The 16,543-nt window shown below is 50.0% G+C and carries 15 protein-coding genes; 13 read left to right on the plus strand and 2 right to left on the minus strand.

Annotation, left to right across the window (positions count from 1 at the left end; translation table 11 throughout):
• Window positions 1–45 precede the first annotated feature (45 nt).
• From E6W40_RS23160 to E6W40_RS23170, 3 genes are read left to right on the plus strand one after another with little or no spacing between them, the layout of a single operon-like run.
• Window positions 46–987 (plus strand): ABC transporter ATP-binding protein, encoded by a 942-nt coding sequence (locus E6W40_RS23160; RefSeq protein WP_136607918.1) that lies wholly within the window; start codon window positions 46–48, stop codon window positions 985–987.
• Window positions 988–1,009: 22 nt separating this feature from the next.
• The gene (locus tag E6W40_RS23165; protein WP_136607919.1) at window positions 1,010–2,134 is read left to right on the plus strand and encodes an ABC transporter permease; all 1,125 of its coding nucleotides are present in this window, start codon (window positions 1,010–1,012) and stop codon (window positions 2,132–2,134) included.
• A gap of 1 nt (window position 2,135) precedes the next feature.
• Window positions 2,136–3,287, plus strand: a complete 1,152-nt coding sequence (locus tag E6W40_RS23170; protein WP_136607920.1) for an ABC transporter permease — start codon at window positions 2,136–2,138, stop codon at window positions 3,285–3,287.
• Window positions 3,288–3,399: 112 nt separating this feature from the next.
• Here E6W40_RS23170 and E6W40_RS23175 read toward each other — a convergent pair whose 3' ends face one another.
• Window positions 3,400–5,148 (minus strand): alpha-glycosidase, encoded by a 1,749-nt coding sequence (locus E6W40_RS23175; protein WP_136607921.1) that lies wholly within the window; start codon window positions 5,146–5,148, stop codon window positions 3,400–3,402.
• Between the two features lie 264 nt (window positions 5,149–5,412).
• Here E6W40_RS23175 and E6W40_RS23180 point away from each other — a divergent pair, with 264 nt between their 5' ends.
• The 5 genes from E6W40_RS23180 to E6W40_RS23200 all read left to right on the plus strand — a co-directional run bounded on the left by E6W40_RS23180 (window position 5,413) and on the right by E6W40_RS23200 (window position 10,001).
• Window positions 5,413–6,087, plus strand: coding sequence for a response regulator transcription factor (locus tag E6W40_RS23180; protein WP_136607922.1), 675 nt, complete (start codon window positions 5,413–5,415; stop codon window positions 6,085–6,087).
• Window positions 6,084–7,532 (plus strand): sensor histidine kinase, encoded by a 1,449-nt coding sequence (locus E6W40_RS23185; RefSeq protein ID WP_136607923.1) that lies wholly within the window; start codon window positions 6,084–6,086, stop codon window positions 7,530–7,532. Before E6W40_RS23180 ends, E6W40_RS23185 begins: the two co-directional genes overlap by 4 nt.
• A 94-nt stretch (window positions 7,533–7,626) precedes the next feature.
• Window positions 7,627–8,541 (plus strand): ABC transporter ATP-binding protein, encoded by a 915-nt coding sequence (locus E6W40_RS23190; protein WP_136607924.1) that lies wholly within the window; start codon window positions 7,627–7,629, stop codon window positions 8,539–8,541.
• Window positions 8,541–9,257 (plus strand): ABC transporter permease, encoded by a 717-nt coding sequence (locus E6W40_RS23195; protein WP_136608213.1) that lies wholly within the window; start codon window positions 8,541–8,543, stop codon window positions 9,255–9,257. The genes E6W40_RS23190 and E6W40_RS23195 overlap by 1 nt, the downstream gene beginning before the upstream one ends.
• A complete protein-coding gene (locus E6W40_RS23200) occupies window positions 9,258–10,001 on the plus strand; it encodes an ABC transporter permease (protein WP_136607925.1) in 744 nt (247 codons plus the stop codon).
• Here the strand turns inward: E6W40_RS23200 and E6W40_RS30555 are convergent.
• Window positions 9,903–10,169, minus strand: a complete 267-nt coding sequence (locus tag E6W40_RS30555; protein ID WP_425464958.1) for a hypothetical protein — start codon at window positions 10,167–10,169, stop codon at window positions 9,903–9,905. The genes E6W40_RS23200 and E6W40_RS30555 overlap by 99 nt on opposite strands.
• A 256-nt stretch (window positions 10,170–10,425) precedes the next feature.
• Here E6W40_RS30555 and E6W40_RS23210 point away from each other — a divergent pair, with 256 nt between their 5' ends.
• From E6W40_RS23210 to E6W40_RS23230, 5 genes are all read left to right on the plus strand, one after another.
• Complete coding sequence (locus E6W40_RS23210) at window positions 10,426–11,586, plus strand: GntR family transcriptional regulator (protein ID WP_136607926.1); 1,161 nt, start codon at window positions 10,426–10,428, stop codon at window positions 11,584–11,586.
• Window positions 11,587–11,893: 307 nt separating this feature from the next.
• Complete coding sequence (locus tag E6W40_RS23215; RefSeq protein ID WP_136607927.1) at window positions 11,894–13,186, plus strand: glycoside hydrolase family 125 protein; 1,293 nt, start codon at window positions 11,894–11,896, stop codon at window positions 13,184–13,186.
• 82 nt (window positions 13,187–13,268) lie between these two features.
• Complete coding sequence (locus tag E6W40_RS23220; RefSeq protein ID WP_136607928.1) at window positions 13,269–14,168, plus strand: carbohydrate ABC transporter permease; 900 nt, start codon at window positions 13,269–13,271, stop codon at window positions 14,166–14,168.
• A gap of 15 nt (window positions 14,169–14,183) precedes the next feature.
• Window positions 14,184–15,050, plus strand: a complete 867-nt coding sequence (locus E6W40_RS23225) for a carbohydrate ABC transporter permease (protein ID WP_136607929.1) — start codon at window positions 14,184–14,186, stop codon at window positions 15,048–15,050.
• Between the two features lie 106 nt (window positions 15,051–15,156).
• A complete protein-coding gene (locus E6W40_RS23230) occupies window positions 15,157–16,491 on the plus strand; it encodes an ABC transporter substrate-binding protein (RefSeq protein WP_136607930.1) in 1,335 nt (444 codons plus the stop codon).
• Window positions 16,492–16,543 lie beyond the last annotated feature (52 nt).

Below are 16,543 nucleotides of genomic sequence, written 5' to 3' on the forward strand. Positions count from 1 at the left end.
GAAGATATGGCATTAACAAAGAAAATGAATGGGAGTGAACGGAACATGAACGTACTGGAGCTGCGAGGCCTTACTAAAAAATTTGGTGATTTTATCGCCGTCGATAACATGTCATTACAAATCCGGGAAGGAGAGATATTCGGTTTCCTCGGATCCAATGGCGCAGGCAAAAGCACCACCATTAACATGATCTCATCCCTGCTGCGGCCAAGCGGCGGAGAAATCCGCATCCTGGATCGCGACGCTACAAAACAGACCCGTTTTGCCAAAATGAATCTCGGGATTGTACCACAGGATCTGGCGATTTATGAGGATATGACGGCATTTGAAAATGTCAGCTTTTTTGCCGGATTGTATGGACTGCGCGGGAATGACCTGAAGGAGCGGGTGCAGGAGGCACTGGAATTTGTGGGACTAAGCGATAAGGCCAAGAGCTTTCCGAAAAATTTCTCCGGTGGCATGAAACGTCGTCTGAATATTGCCTGCGCCATCGCCCACAAGCCAAAGCTGATCATCATGGATGAACCAACGGTAGGTATTGATCCCCAGTCCCGCAATTACATTCTGACTTCAGTACGGAAGCTTAATGATTCCGGATGTACCATTATTTATACAAGTCACTACATGGAGGAAGTAGAGGAGATATGCTCCCGCATCGCCATCGTGGATCATGGCAAGATTATTGCCGAAGGGACCAAAGAGCAGTTAAAGGCGACCATTACGGATGTCAAAGATATCCGTATCGAGCTGAAATCGCTGGATGCTCTGGACCTTGAACAATTAAAATCGATTCCTGGCATTCGGGTGCTCAGCGTGCAGCAGGATGATAATATGGTCCGAATCCAGAGTGATGCTGCGGTAGATAATCTGAATCGGATTCTGAAGCAGCTGATCGACAGCGGGATGGAAATCCGGGCTGTTGAAGAGCAGGCTCCCAATCTGGAGACTGTATTCCTGACGCTCACAGGCAGAAATTTACGGGATTAGGAACCCGGGAGAGGAGATACCTATGAACACTTTATCAATAGCATGGAAGGAAATGAAACATGATTTCCGGGACTTCCGTACGATGATATTTTTGCTCGCATTTCCAATTTTGCTGATGCTGATTTTGGGGTTTGCGCTAACGAATGTATTTAACGGCGATGTCAGCGTAGATAACCTGAAGGTGCTTGTGAAGAATACGAGCACAGGGCAGCTGTCTGAAGCGTATACGGCTTTTGCCAAAGGAGTTAGCGGCCAGTCAGGCATCACGTTTGACGACCTGAAGGCAGGCGTCAATGGCCGGGAGGAAGTGGAGCAGAACCGTTATGCCGATTACATTGAGGTGAGCGACAGCGGCATCCATCTTTACGGAAGCAGCCGCAGCCCCATTGAAAGCAATATCGTTCAAGGGATGCTGAGCTCCTTCGCCGATAAATATAATGCGGCTGCAGCGGTGGAGCAGCAGGACCCCGCCAAAGCAGAGCTCATTATTGCAGCCACCCATCAAACGGATTACATCAAAGATACAGCGATTAATGCAGACCGGCAGCCAGGATCCATTGATTACTATGCCATTGCGATGACGGTCATGATCGGTATGTGGGGCGCGATGACTGGCGGTTCGCTGATCCGCTCTGAGATTGTGCATGGAACGGCAGCAAGGCTTGCCGCGGCACCTGTAAGGAAAAGTGAAATCTTCATGGGGAAAGTCCTGGGTAGCGTTGTCCTTAATATGCTGTGTGTCTTTGTCATCGTCATGTTCAGTAAATATGTATTTAAAGCTTACTGGGGCAATCATCTCCCGTTAATCTTTCTGATTCTGCTCACAGAGGTCATCATGTCAATCAGCTTGGGATTATTCATCAGCTATATGATGAAAGGCGAGCCCTCCGGCGGGATCGTCATGATTATCGTGCAGCTGGCGTCCTTCCTTGGCGGAGCCTATTTCCCGATGGGAGACGATACGGGCGGATTTCTCGGAAGCGTTACGAATCTGTCCCCGATCCGCTGGGGAAATCAGGCATTAACAGAAATTGTGTACAATAACGCGTTGACGGCTGCTTTGCCTGTAATGCTGCTGAATATGGGTCTGGCCGTGCTGTTCCTTGGGGCAGCGGCTATGATGATGCATCGCAAGGAGGGGATTTAACATGTGGAATGATATTTGGTTTCTGGTTCGGATGACCATACTGACGACTTTCCGTAAGCGCGGAAATCTGCTGCTATATTTCGGACTCCCGATCGTCGGCGTGCTTGTTGCCTCGATGCTGTATGGATCACAAAGTACGCCCGATCTGCGGGTTGGAGTTGTCAATGAGGATGGCAATCAGGTGATTGCGGCAGATACGATCAGGTTTGTACAGGGATTAAGCCATGTGAAGCTTGTGAATACGACGAAGGAAGATTTGAAGAAGGGCATTGCCGCGAGTAAGCTGGATACGGGGATCATTCTTGATGCGGGTTACTCCAGCAGCGTACTGAAGGGCAAAGCGGAACACATCAGCATCGAGTCCGTGAAGGGTGCCCAGGTTACGGCTTATATCAAATCCATGCTGTATGGCTATATTGATAACGTCACGGCGATGGGCTCCATTGCAGCCGGTGACACCGGCAAGTTCCAACAGCTTAATGAAACTTATCAGGCGGGGCAGTTCAAGCTGACGGCGGAATCCGTCAATGATAAGTCCTCGGGCCAGCAAATGTCATACCAATCTATCGGATTTCTGATCATGTTCATGATGACTTCAGCGGTGAATCTATCACAGCTGATCCTGAAGAATCGGGAAAACCGGACGTATTTCCGTATACTCACCTCACCGATCAGCTCCAGAACCTACGTATTATCGAATGTGATCGTCAATTTAATCGTAATGATAATACAAATAACCGTTGCATTGTTCTTTATGAAGGTGGTGTTCCGCATCGATGCAGGCATTCCGGTGGGAGAAATGGTCTTTATCCTTGGATTGTTTGCCTTGGTCTCCGTCAGTATCTCGCTGGCCATCGTTTCTTTCTCTAAGAGCACGGCTGCTGCAGGAGCATTGCAGAATCTGATTGTAACGCCAACCTGTCTGATTTCCGGATGCTTTTTCCCAAGAAGTATTATGCCGGAAGCCCTTCGCAAGTTATCCGATTTTATGCCCCAAAACTGGGTGCTGGAGTCACTCGGAAAGCTGCAAGCAGGCGAGGCCTTGTACAGTATCGGTTTTAATATTGTGATTTTGTTGGCTTTTGCGGTCGTATTCTTCCTGCTCGCGACGTATAAATTTGGACGCAACAACGATGCACGGAATTTTGTGTGATAAATCATTTATGTTATGAATAAAAAAGAAGCTCCCGGTCCATTAAAGGACCAGGGGCTTCTATGCTTTAGAAACAGGCGTGTAGATTGATTTTTAAAGAGCGTCGTTTATTCTATGATTTAGCTGCTCTGAACATTACGCATCCGTAGGCAGGTAGCTGGGCTGCCAGCTTGTTGCTCTTCAAAACGGCGGTTTCCCCTGTATGAATATTTTCCCAGCGGCTCTCTTTGACTGGAACTTCAATCTCGGCAGGCAGCTCGCTGTTATTCATCATAATGACGAAAAGATTATTCTCATCCTCTCGTGTATAGACCAGCGAGGTGCTGTCCGCTTCGGCAGAGAGGAAAGTTAATTTGCCGGTACGGAGGGCACGATACTTCAGACGCACGGCGATCAGATCCTGATAGAAGGCAAAAAGCTCAAGGTCCTGCTTTTCTTCATCCCATTCCATACATTTGCGGCAATCGGGGTCATGTCCGCCGGTCATGCCGATTTCATCCCCGTAGTAGATGCAGGGGGTGCCCGTATAGGTGAACTGGAACAAGGCAGCAAGCTTCATTTTGTCCTTGTTTCCGTCGCATTTGGTCAGAAGTCTGGCTGTATCATGACTGTCCAGGAGGTTAAAGGCGACTTCATTCGCTTGACGGGGATACCGTGAGAACTGTTTGCCAATGGCGTTGGCAAAATCCTTCGCATCACCGATCCCATCGACGAAAAAGTCCAGCACCGCATTGGTGAACGGATAATTCATCACCGCATCAAATTGGTCACCCATCAGCCACGGAGAGGATTCATGCCAGATTTCGCCGAGAATGTAGGCGTCCGGTTTGAGCTTTTTCACCACGCGGCGGAATTCGCGCCAGAATTCATGATCGACCTCGTTGGCGACATCCAGGCGCCAGCCGTCGATATCGGCTTCCTCGATCCAATAGGCAGCGGCTTTTAGCAAATATTCTTTTACTTCCGGATGATCCGTGTTCAGCTTCGGCATCAGCGGTTCGAAGGCGAAAGTATCATAGGTCGGAACCCCATCTTTGACGGCGATCGGGAATTCGCGAATATAGAACCAGTCCTTGTAGCGGGAGTTCTCCCCGTTTTTCTGCAGATCCACAAACGGAGCGAACGTTCTGCCGGAATGGTTGAACACGGCGTCCAGCAGTACGCGTATTCCGCGTTCATGACAGATGTTGACCAGCCTTTTCAGCGTGTCGATATCCCCAAACTGCGGGTCGATCTGCAGGTAGTCCTCGGTATCGTACTTATGATTGGTTGTCGCCGTAAAGAGCGGCGTAAAATAAATGGCATTGACTCCAAGCTTCGATAAATGGTCGATATGATCGATGACGCCTTGAATATCGCCTCCAAAGAAGTTGTCGCGCTCAGGTGTGCCACCCCATGGCAGAGTGCCCTTAGGATCATTGGACGGGTCCCCGTTGGCGAAGCGTTCCGGGAAAATTTGATAAAATACCGCATCCTTTACCCACGAAGGCGTCTGGAACACATCGACCGGATTAATGAAGGGATATTCGAACAGCCGGTCCGGATTGGCGGGAGGCTGCTTCAAGAAATCATATTCTGTCATCCAGAATTTCTCTTGTCCGCTCTCCAGCAAGAATCCATACTTCAATCTCCGGTATTCCGGGACAATTTCGCATTCCCAGTAATCGAACAGCTCGTCGGATGCCAGCTTATTCATCGGCACATAGGCCTTGGACTGATCCCAGATATACTTGTCACCAGCCAAGGCCGATACAGCGGTTACATCATTCCGCTTCGTGCGGATCCTGAGATGGATGGTGCGCCCGTCATAGGCATAACACCAGTTCAGTTTGGGACGGTGATACACGGCTTCAAGCAACATAGATTTTCCTCCTTGATTTGACAGAAACGACTGCGCCTCCTTCGGGGTCGCATCGTTCCCCGATATATATAAAAAAGGTACAACCCTGGGACTCATATTGAGTCTTCGAGGTTGTACCTTGATTTTAAGGTAGCATAGCCTTTAAATTGATAGTGTCGGTGCGACAGCATTTGCGCTTCCTGACATGTAGAATATACCATGATTTTATTGGGCATACAACCCGGAAAAAAGAAGGCCTGGGATATTAGAGAGGATGGAAATATAGTGGGGATCCATTTGTTATATATCGAAGATGACGCCGAAATCGGCGCATGGGTGAATGAAGATTTAGGTGGACGGGGCTATGAGGTGACTTGGCTTCAAAATGGGGAGCGGGCTGTGGAACAGGCAGCAGGATGCCGCTTGGTCATTCTGGATGTGATGCTGCCGGGACTGGATGGATTCACGGTCGGACAGCGGCTTAAGAAGGCCTATCCCGATTTGCCGATCCTGATGTTGTCCGCCAGAACCTCCATAGACGATAAGCTGGAGGGGCTTCAGTTCGCTGACGATTATTTGACCAAGCCGTTTCATCCGGATGAGCTTGCGGCCAGGATCGAGGTGCTGCTGCGCCGCTCCGGATCCTATTCCACGGAACCGCTTGTGCTAAAACATCTGCTCGTGTATGAACGGGAGAACCGGATCGTGAACAATGATAATGGCGAGGAAATTCTGCTAACAGGCAAGCAGTTTCAAATTTTCACTTATCTGCTCCGTCATCTCGGGCAAATTCTGACTAAAGAGCAGATCTATGAGGGCGTATGGGGCGATCCTTATCTGGACGGAGACAAGACGCTGATGGTTCATATCCGGTATCTGCGAGAGAAGCTGGAGCGTGATCCAGCGAATCCGGAAATCATCGAGACGGTTCGCGGCGTCGGTTACCGGGTGAAGGCATGAAGAAGGAGAAGCTGCCTAAATCCCGTTTCCGGGGCTCGCTGCTCTCCAGGTACTTGATCATCATCGTCATCGCGCTGTTGTTCATTCCGGTCGTGTTCCCCGCCTCGCTTGTCGGCTATCAATTCGTGCAGAGCATAATCGTCGGCAATATTTCTCCGGAGCCGGAGGCGAAGAATGATCCCTACACAACCATGCGTCTGGAAGATATGTGGCATAGGGAAGCCAAAAGGCTGAAGGGGAACACGCCGGAACAGATCGATGCCAGGATTGGCGAGCTCCATGCGGCCTATTCGAAAGTGGACATGTTCTGGGTGGATGCGAAGTCGCGGGTACGGCAGCCCGGGACGAGCAAGCTCAAGCTTCCCCAAACCTGGGAAGCCGCGGATGCCGTCGCCTACATGAAACGCTACAGGGAAGCAACGCAGCAGTTTTCCGTCATCGCGTTTATCGGCGACGATCAAAAGCTGAAACAAGGGTTCATGGTGATGCAGGTGTCGAGATCGGAGCTGAGGACAGGCGGCTATGAAATGTCCGCGCGGACCACGATGATTTTCTTCGGCATTATTTTGCTGATGTTTCTGCTGTTCATCGCGGTCTCATGGATGTTCTTCGTGAACATGCGCAGACGGCTGCTTCGTCTTCAATCGGCAATGACGGTGCAGGACGGCAGCAATCTGCCCGATCCGATCCTGATCAAAAAGACGGACGAAATCGGCCAACTGGAACATGCCTTCAACGGTATGGTCGTTCGGCTGGGCAGCAGCCAAAGGCGCGAGCGCGAGGAAGAGGAGCTGCGTAAGCGGCTCATCGCCAACCTGTCGCATGATCTAAGAACGCCGCTCACTGTGATTCGCAGCCATGTGTATTCTCTCCAGAAGGAACAGCTGTCGGACAAGGGGCGGCAGCTGCTGAAGCTGACGGAAACCAAGCTCGGGGATTTGTCCGGCCTCATCGACAATCTGCTGTCTTACAATTTGCTGACCAGCGGCAAATATACCCTTGAGCCTGAACGGTGCGACGTGCTCCGCATTGTCAGGGAGAGCGCGGCTGCGTGGTACCCGCTTTGGGAAAAGGAAGGCTTTGAAGCGGATATCGATCTTCCGGAGGAGCCCCTGTTCTGGATCATCGATCCGCAGTGGTTCCGCAGAATTCTGGATAATTTGTTCCAGAACGCCGTCAGGCATGCCCGCAGCGGGCAATATATCGGGCTGCATGCCCGGGCGCTGCCCGGCGGACAAACGGCTATCCTCGTTTCGGACAAAGGCCAAGGGATGGAGGCTTCCTCGGGAGACAAGGGGGCCGGGATCGGACTTGCGATCGTCGGTTTTCTGGCGAGGGAAATGGGGCTGGTCATGGATGTGGGCAGTTCGAGCCAAGGCACTGACATTCTCATATACCAGGCAGCCGGCAGCGAACCGGGACTGAAGCTTACGAATAAAGTTTGACCATAGGCAGGCCCTTAGTTTAAACGAATTTTAAACTTGGGCCTGCCTGTCTTTTAACCTTGGAGGCTTAACATGAATTCCGAGGTGATTAATCGTGAGTGAACTTGTCATTCAAACGAGAGATTTAAATAAGAAATATGGCGGGCGTTATGCTGTGCGCCATTTGAACCTGGAAATTGCCAGAGGGGAAATCTACGGTTTTCTCGGGCCCAATGGCGCCGGGAAAACGACGACCATTCGTATGCTTCTCGGATTGATCCGTCCGACGATGGGTTCCATCCAAATGTTCGGCAAGGATTTGAAAAAGGATAAGCTGAATATTTTGCGGAAAATCGGCTCGCTGGTGGAATACCCGTCGAACTACGGCCATTTAACGGCGGTGCAGAATCTCGAGGCGGTCCGGCGTATCCTGGATGTACCGAAATCGCGCATTGATGAAGTGCTGAGCATTGTTTCCCTCACCAAGGAAGCAAAGCGTCCGGTGAAGGGCTATTCGCTTGGGATGAAGCAGCGTCTAGGGATCGCAACGGCTCTTCTCGGCAACCCGGAGCTGCTGATTCTGGATGAACCAACCAACGGCCTGGATCCGGAAGGAATTCATGAGATCCGCGAACTGATCCGCAGCATGCCGAAGCAGCATGGTATTACCGTGCTCGTCTCAAGTCACCTGTTATCCGAAGTGGAGCAGATGGCTGGGACAGTTGGCATCATCCGTGAAGGGGAAATGGTTTTCCAGGATACGATCAGCAATCTGCAGCAGCAGGCATCCAGCGGTTTCCGTCTCGTGGTGTCCGAGCCGCAGGAAGCGCTGCTGCTGGTACGGGGTCAAGGCTATGCCGGACAGCTGGAGAACGGTGGTCTGAAGCTGGAACAGCTTAGCGATCCGGAGGTGGCTTTGCTCGTCAAAAGACTGGTGGATAACAACCATGCGATCTACCGGGTGGAAGAGAAACGTCAGTCCCTGGAGGATATCTTTATGCAGGTGATCGAGCAGGGGGGATTCCAGTGATGGTCCTTAGAGCGCTGTCGGCAGACCTGCTCAAGATACGCAGAAAAGGTGTGTGGTTTCTGGTCCTTCTGGGCTCGCTCGGACTGGTTGCGCTGCAGGCGTTGAATTTCGGCCTCCGCTACGACTATCTTGTAAGGCACCAATATAAGGAGGATGTGTGGGGAGGTCTGATCAGTCAGATTTTCGATTTTGTCCCCATTGCCCTTGTTCTCGGAGCAACACTCATCGCCTCCCAGATTGCGAACGTGGAACATCTGAACAATTCATGGAAACAGCTGCTGGCGCTGCCGATTTCCAGAACGGCCGTCTTTACATCCAAGTATCTGGTTGGGGTTATTGCGTTAACAGCTGCTTGCGTGCTGTTGTTTGCCGGAACAATCGGGCTTGGGCTGGCTTTGGGATTCAGCATGGAGCATATTCCGTATCTGAAGATTTTGAAGCTGTCGTTCCTCCCTTTTCTTGGAGCTTTGCCGATGCTGGCGCTGCAGCTGTATCTGTCTTTAACTTTCAAAAACCAAGCCCTGCCGATTATGATCGGCATCACCGCTGCCATCGCAACGATGTTTTCCGCGAATTATCCGGATCTGCTGCCTTTGGCGTGGCCGTTTCTCGCTTACAATGCAAAGCCTGCCATGCCGGTGGCGGCGGGAATTATCCTGTTCATCGTCATCTACCTGTTCGGGACAGGCCATTTTGTCAGAAAGGATGTGGACTAAATGGGCGGCTATTTAAAAGTATTATCTTCCGAGCGGCTTAAAATGTCGCGCTCCTATATCGTTCTCCTCATGCTGATTAGTCCGCTCATAGCCGTATTGATCGGGCTGCTCTCCAGCGTCGGAGGATCGTCCATGCCCTGGATCACGCTGATGATGGTCATGAGTATGGTGCATGCCATGCTGTTCATGCCAATTATGTCGGGCATATTTGCAGCCTTTATCTGCCGTTATGAGCATAGCGGAGGCGGGTGGAAGCAGCTTCTCGTTCTGCCGGTCACGCGTACAGGCGTATATTTTGCCAAGTATACGGTCGTGGCTGTTATGCTGGCGATCACTCAGCTGCTGCTCGCAGTAGCGGTATTTCTGGTGGGCTTCATTAAAGGAATCCATGCTCCGGTAGAATGGGATATCATGCTGCGAAGCATTCTGGGGGGCTGGATCGCTTGCCTCCCGTTAGCCGCATTGCAGCTGGCTATGTCCATGATGTGGAGCAGCTTTGCCGCGCCACTTGCACTGAATGTTACGTTAACAATACCGAATATTCTGGTTGCAAACTCCTCCACGTTTGGTCCCTTTTATCCGTGGGCACAGCCGCTGCTGGCTAGCCTACCCGGCAACGCAATGGAGGGCGGAGGTTTTGGTGCACTAAATTTGCCGTTCGAGAACCTGATGATAACCGTGCTCGGCAGCTTTGTCGTCTTTTTCATCTTTGGCTGGGTGTATTTTAAAATGAAAGAAGTATAGCCATTCACGAAAAATTTTCAGAAAAAGGGTTTGAATCCGCAGCATGGCGGGTAAACCATGACAAGGGCGTCTTCGGGATCGAGGGCGCTCTTTATTTTGTTTTTTTACCCCGGAGAATCCATTCTCCTTTCCCCAACTCTCAAGATGATCGATCAGTATGCTCCCTATACCCTGGTTTCGATACTCTTTTTAGCAACAAATCCCAGGACGTTAACTAAAGACTCAGAAAAAAGCAGCTCATAGGGACTTCCGTGAATAGTTCCGATGACATCCTTGTTTTGCTCGCAACCAAAGATGAATAAGTATTCACAAAGACAGTATAACATGATATATTATTATATAATGTTTTTACAGATGTTTAAGATAAATCAGGTCCATCTATCCCTGACGGGTTAGATGTTTTCTTATGGAGGGGGCTATACCCATGTCGCATGAATCATCTTCAAAACCGATGTATGAGCAAATCTTTGAAGCGCTGCGCGACCAGATCGCAACCCGCAAATACTTACCCGGCGAGCGGATACCTTCCGAGAAGGAATTGGGCGAAGCTTATAATGTAAGCCGGATTACCAGCAAAAAGGCTTTGGAAATGCTGACTCAGGAGGGGTATATTGTCAGACAACCCGGCAGGGGCTCATTTGTCTCCGAGCATTTCGGCTCTGCTGATGTTTCTCCAGGCAGTGCAACCGGCGTAATCACCAAGCCGCGTCGCGAGAATGGAAAGCTGCTGATCGGGCTCGTGATGACGGACTTTGGCGACAGCTACGGCACCGGCCTTGTGTATGGAATGGAAGAAGCATCCCGGCAGCATGACAGTTATTTGATCCTTAGAAGATCGCTTGGAGTGCCTGCCAATGAACAGGAGGCCATTCAAGGTCTACTGGAGCTTGGCGTCGATGGGCTGATTATTTTCCCTGCGCAGGGAGAGTATTTTAATGCCGAAATATTGAAGCTTGTCATCAGCCAATATCCGTTTGTGCTGCTGGACCGTCATTTAAAGGGCGTTTCAGCAAGTTCGATCAGCACCAATAATGCAGCGGCAACCAAGCAGATGATCAAGCATCTTTTTGAACTCGGGCATACCCACATTGCTTTGATGACAGGCCCTCCGCAGGATACAACGGCTATCGAAGAGCGGATCGAGGGATTCATTCAGGCACATGCTGAAAGTGGTATCGTTGTGGACCGCCGGCTATGGATGGATCATATTACGGCTACGCTTCCAACGGCTTTTGTTCCCGAGAATAAGGAAAAGGAAAAGGAGAACATCAAGAAGCATTTAAGGGAAAATCCCAAGATTACGGCACTGTTCGCGATGGAGCACAACATTGCCCAGCTGGCATATGAAGCCGCACGTGAGTCTGGTTTGCGGATTCCGGAGGATTTGTCGATCGTGTGCTTCGACAGCCCGGATTATGCAGGCGGATTTCTGTTTACCCATATGCGTCAAAAGCAGGAGGAGATGGGCAGACTGGCCTTCGAAAATGTCCTTAAGCTGAGAAACGGAGAGAGCGTACCCCATAAAATTTTGCTGGATGCCGAGCTGATCACCGGAGCCTCGACAGGCCCGGTCCGCAAAAAATAATCAGGGTTCAAATTATTAAAAAGGAATGTCATTCTGCATGAATGGCATTCCTTTTTTTTTGTGCTCTCCAAACTTCGTCTGACGGGTGGCTGCTCCTTCCTCCCAAGCCGATCCGCGCGAGTCGGCTATGGAGATAAGCTGGTGAAATCATTCTAAAATATTATATTGGTATTTTTAAATGTTATAAAAAGCATATTGACATGTTATTATAGCGAAATTATAATGTGTTTATGCAAGCGGTAACAAATCTGGTATATGAATGTGATATACATGATTCTTATCTACATAGAAACGGGAGGAACAACACATGGAATCATTGGGACACGAACCGATCTCTTTGAGGCATTTGTCCGATAGAATGTCTGAAAGACTGGTTGAGACGCCTCATCTTTTGAATATTTTCCGGAATGCTATCCGAAATACCTGGGGGACGACACTAAAAAGAATGTCAGACGGCACGACCTTCGTCATTACAGGTGATATTCCCGCCATGTGGCTTCGGGATTCGGCAGCACAGGTTAGACCCTTTCTGGTTTTGGCGGCAGAGGATGAGGAAACAGCAGATCTCATCGAGGGTTTGGTCATTAGACAGCTGAGGTCCATTTTACACGATCCATATGCAAACGCTTTCAATGAAGGGCCTAACGGCCATGGCCATCAGGATGATGAAACGGAGATGTCTCCGTGGATCTGGGAAAGAAAATATGAGGTTGACTCCCTTTGCTATCCGCTGCAGCTGAGCTATCTGCTTTGGAAAAATACCGGACGAACCTCGCAGTTCGATGAATTATTTAAAAAGGCTGCCGAGATGATTTTGGATCTCTGGACGACAGAGCAGCGGCATGAGACAGAATCGAGCTACCGGTTTCAGCGGAAGAATTGCGTTCCCACCGATACGTTAATTCGGGAGGGGAAAGGAGCTGAGACGGCTTATACCGGTATGACATGGTCGGGATTTCGTCCGAGCGATGATGCCTGTGATTACGGCTACTTGGTTCCATCCAATATGTTTGCGGTTGTGGTGCTGGGATATGTTCAGGAAATCGCACGTGAGGTACTTCAGGACGAAGCGCTATACAGCAGAGCCGATAAGCTTGCTATGGAGATTGACGAGGGCATCCGGCAGTTTGGGATTGTAGAGCATCCTGAATTCGGCAGGATTTATGCTTACGAAACGGATGGACTCGGCCATCACAACCTCATGGATGACGCCAACGTGCCGAGCTTGTTATCGATTTCCTACCTGGGATACAGAGGAACAGATGCTGCTGTTTATCAGAACACACGGCGATTTATTTTGAGTAAACACAACCCTTATTATTACCAAGGAAGTGCTGCAGAGGGGATTGGCAGTCCGCATACGCCAAAGGAATATGTCTGGCATATTGCTCTTGCGATGCAGGGGCTGACGGACGATCGGCGGGATGAAAAGGAGCGTCTACTGAAGGTTATGAGCGAAACGGATGCCGGCACAGGACTGATGCATGAGAGCTTCAGGGCCGATAACCCTGCGGATTATACCAGACCCTGGTTCTCCTGGGCTAATATGATGTTTTGCGAGCTGCTCATGGATTACTGCGGAATCCAGGTACAACGGTGACGGGCTCCTTCCGGATCGGCAGAGCATATTGGCTGATTCGGTTCACGAGTCAGGAAGATTGAATGAGGGAGGTATGTGAAAAATGACGGTCAACAATAAGAAGCTTCGCGGCTGGGCCAAAGGTTATCTGTTTATATTGCCTTCGATCATCGGCTTCAGTGTCTTTGTCGCCTATCCGCTGTTATCTTCCATTTATTACTCCTTAACCGAATGGAGCGGATACGATACGCCCCGTTTTGTCGGCTTCGATAACTTTAAATACATGTTCACAGAGGATCCGGCCTTCTGGCCATCGGTTCGGGCGACACTTTACTTTGTGTTCTTGAGCGTCCCTTTGTCGCTGATCCTCGGTCTATTATTAGCCATGCTGCTGAATAAAAGTTTGCCAGGCATCAAATGGTTCCGTACGATTTATTATTTGCCTACCGTGGTACCATCGATTGCTTCGCTCACCTTGTGGCTGTTCATTTATCAACCGCAATACGGACTGGCCAATTCCCTGCTGAGACTGCTCGGGCTGCCTGAAGGCACATGGCTGACGAGCGAAACGACAGCCCTTCCATCGATTGTGCTGATCGGGTTATGGCAGGTCGGATCGGGCATCATTATCTTTTTGAGCGGATTACAGTCGGTTCCGCAGGAGCTGTATGAGGCGGCGGAAGTCGACGGGGCAGTCAGATGGCGTATGGCGCTGCATATTACGATTCCCATGATTACCCCTATCCTGTTCCTACAGCTCATCCTCGGCATTATCGGCGCTTTCCAGGCATTCAATCAGGTTCAAGTGCTGACGGGCGGAGGCCCGAACTTCTCTACCTCATTGCTGAACTTCAAAATCTACAGTGATGCCTTCAATGGCAGAATGTTTGGTTATTCGATCGCTGAGGTGTGGATCCTCTTTGTGATTATCATGATTTTCACAGCCGTGACTTACCGGTATTCGAACCGGTTCGTGTATTACGAAAGCGACAATGCGAGATAAGGAGGTAGATTCATCATGGTGATGCATACGGAAGTTCGGACTAAGCAGAGACGGAGTTTTAACATACTGGACACCGTCCGCCTTGTCATCTTGACAATTGGTGCGGTCGCAATGCTTTTTCCCCTTCTCTGGATGGTGACGATTGCACTGAAGGGTAACAATGACGTATTCAAAATCCCCCCTGAATGGTTCCCCAAAGAGCTTCACTGGTCCAATTTTGTAACCGGAACGAAGGAAATCAACTTTTGGCAAACCTTCGGTAATTCATTGTTTATTGCAATTACATGTACGATCGGGCAAATTGTCAGCTCGGTGCTGGTCGGCTATGGGCTTGCAAGATTAAGCTTCCCTGGACGGAAGCTGTGGTTCTCAATGTTTGTCGGCAGCCTGATGCTTCCGGGATTTGTCGGGATGATTCCTCTTTTTAATCTCTATACCCATCTTGGATGGTACGATACCTGGCTGCCGATCATCGTGCCTGCCTTTTTCGGGAACGCCACGTTTTCATTTCTGTATGTGCAGTATTTGAAAACGATCTCCGTTTCCTTTGATGAAGCGGCCAAAATCGATGGTGCCTCTGACCTTTATGTGCTGATCAAGGTTCTGGTGCCGATGACCATGCCGGTTATCATGACCATGGTGATCTTTTCCTTCCAAGGTGCCTGGAATCAATACTTGGAACCCCTGATTTATATTATAGATCCGAGCAAATGGACCTTGGCCTTGGCGATGGCCTCATACAAGGGCACCTATGCAACCGCTTGGAACCTGTTCATGGCAGCGGATTTAATCTACATTCTTCCGATGCTGCTGCTCTTCTTCTTTGGGCAGAAGTATTTTATGCAGGGGCTAGGTTCCATTAATTCCGCATCGTTAAAGTAAGAACCTTTGCCGGATAAGGGGGTGGTGCCTGCCGGATTTGCTGAAACCCCAAGACAATACCTTGCTCAGGCGTCATGATTTTAAATTATTTTAGGGAGGTCTTTCTATGAGACAGGGTTCAAAAAAATGGACCAGTGGAATTGTCGCAATGCTGCTATTTTCAAGCTTGCTGTCCGCTTGCGGCGGTAATAAATCGGATACGACGGATTCTGCAGGAACGGGGTCTGATTCGGGATCTTCGAAAAAGCAGGTCGAGGTCACGCTGATCACCTGGGAATCGGCAGAAATGAACGATAAGATCATGGCGTCCATGAAAAATTTTGAACAGGAGAATCCCGACATCAAGATTAAACTGATCCCTACCCCACTGGACAATTATGGCGTCAAGATCAACGGGATGCTGACCGCCAAAAAGGCTCCCGACATCTTTATGACAGGCAACGACATGCTGCTGGATAATGCCTCCAAGGGACTTTTGTATGATTGGTCGTCAATGGAAGCCCAGGACAAAGAGTTCATGGACGGCTTCTACAAAGGTGTCGCGGACAGCTGGCATTACGAGGGGAAATTGGTCGGTCTGCCGGGTCTTTTGAATACGTACGGCATCTTCTACAATAAAAAAGCGTTCACAGACGCCGGTCTGACAGAGCCGAAAATCGGTTGGACCTATGACGAATTCTTCGCGGATATGCAGAAGCTGTCGAGCAAACAAGGCGGTGTGCAGCAGTTCGGCTATTACGCACCGCTGGATCCGTTCTATGCCTCTCTTTATTCGGTATCCGCAGGCGGGGCTCCGTTCGCGGACGCCATCATTAATCCAACGAAAGTGGAAATCAGCGACCGTTTCGTGGAAGGCGTGGAAAAATACAAAACGGCTATTGCAGACGGTTCCATGAACCCGCCTACCTTCGATTTAACGAATGTCATGAGCTCCTTCAAGCAGGGCAAAGTGCCGATGACGCTGCAGGGACAATGGGTCGCGGATGATTTGATTCGTACGGCTCCCAAAGAATTGGAGTGGGGCTTTGTGCCGATGCCAACCGGGAGCAGCCAGACCGAAATCTACGATGCCGTAGGCTGGTGCAGCCCGACAACGGTTGAAAATCCGGAAGCCGTCTGGAAAGTGCTCAAGTATCTGGATTCCAAAATGTATGAGGAAGTTCTGCCTAAAACTCCAGTGGCACCTGCCGCATATCAAGCATCCTCAACGGCCTACTTTGATGCCCTGAAAGCCGCTGGCCATGCTGAAATCGGCGAAGGCATCGACCATATTCTGAAGTCCCCAAGCACGCTGCCGGTTCGCTTCTTATCGTCTTGGGCGGGGAAAGCCAATCCATTTATCGAAGCCTCCTGGAAAAACATTCTGATGGGCAAAGCGCCTGTAACGGACCTGAACATGATGGCGGACAAAATCAATAAGGTCATCTCGGAAGCGAAGTAAGCTCCAGCCAGTAAAATATGAAGCCGATCGAAAATTCCCGAAGGCCGGCTTC

Source organism: Paenibacillus dokdonensis, from assembly GCF_004916975.1.
In the GTDB taxonomy this organism is placed as follows: domain Bacteria; phylum Bacillota; class Bacilli; order Paenibacillales; family Paenibacillaceae; genus Paenibacillus_AQ; species Paenibacillus_AQ dokdonensis.

Excerpts from the sequence above, each read along its gene's own strand:
- E6W40_RS23160 (WP_136607918.1), top strand. The coding sequence starts at position 46 with ATGAACGTACTGGAGCTGCGAGGCCTTACTAAAAAATTTGGTGATTTT.
- E6W40_RS23165 (WP_136607919.1), top strand. The coding sequence starts at position 1,010 with ATGAACACTTTATCAATAGCATGGAAGGAAATGAAACATGATTTCCGG.
- E6W40_RS23170 (WP_136607920.1), top strand. The coding sequence starts at position 2,136 with ATGTGGAATGATATTTGGTTTCTGGTTCGGATGACCATACTGACGACT.
- E6W40_RS23175 (WP_136607921.1), bottom strand. The coding sequence starts at position 5,148 with ATGTTGCTTGAAGCCGTGTATCACCGTCCCAAACTGAACTGGTGTTAT.
- E6W40_RS23185 (WP_136607923.1), top strand. The coding sequence starts at position 6,084 with ATGAAGAAGGAGAAGCTGCCTAAATCCCGTTTCCGGGGCTCGCTGCTC.
- E6W40_RS23195 (WP_136608213.1), top strand. The coding sequence starts at position 8,541 with ATGGTCCTTAGAGCGCTGTCGGCAGACCTGCTCAAGATACGCAGAAAA.
- E6W40_RS23200 (WP_136607925.1), top strand. The coding sequence starts at position 9,258 with ATGGGCGGCTATTTAAAAGTATTATCTTCCGAGCGGCTTAAAATGTCG.
- E6W40_RS23210 (WP_136607926.1), top strand. The coding sequence starts at position 10,426 with ATGTCGCATGAATCATCTTCAAAACCGATGTATGAGCAAATCTTTGAA.
- E6W40_RS23215 (WP_136607927.1), top strand. The coding sequence starts at position 11,894 with ATGGAATCATTGGGACACGAACCGATCTCTTTGAGGCATTTGTCCGAT.
- E6W40_RS23220 (WP_136607928.1), top strand. The coding sequence starts at position 13,269 with ATGACGGTCAACAATAAGAAGCTTCGCGGCTGGGCCAAAGGTTATCTG.
- E6W40_RS23225 (WP_136607929.1), top strand. The coding sequence starts at position 14,184 with ATGGTGATGCATACGGAAGTTCGGACTAAGCAGAGACGGAGTTTTAAC.
- E6W40_RS23230 (WP_136607930.1), top strand. The coding sequence starts at position 15,157 with ATGAGACAGGGTTCAAAAAAATGGACCAGTGGAATTGTCGCAATGCTG.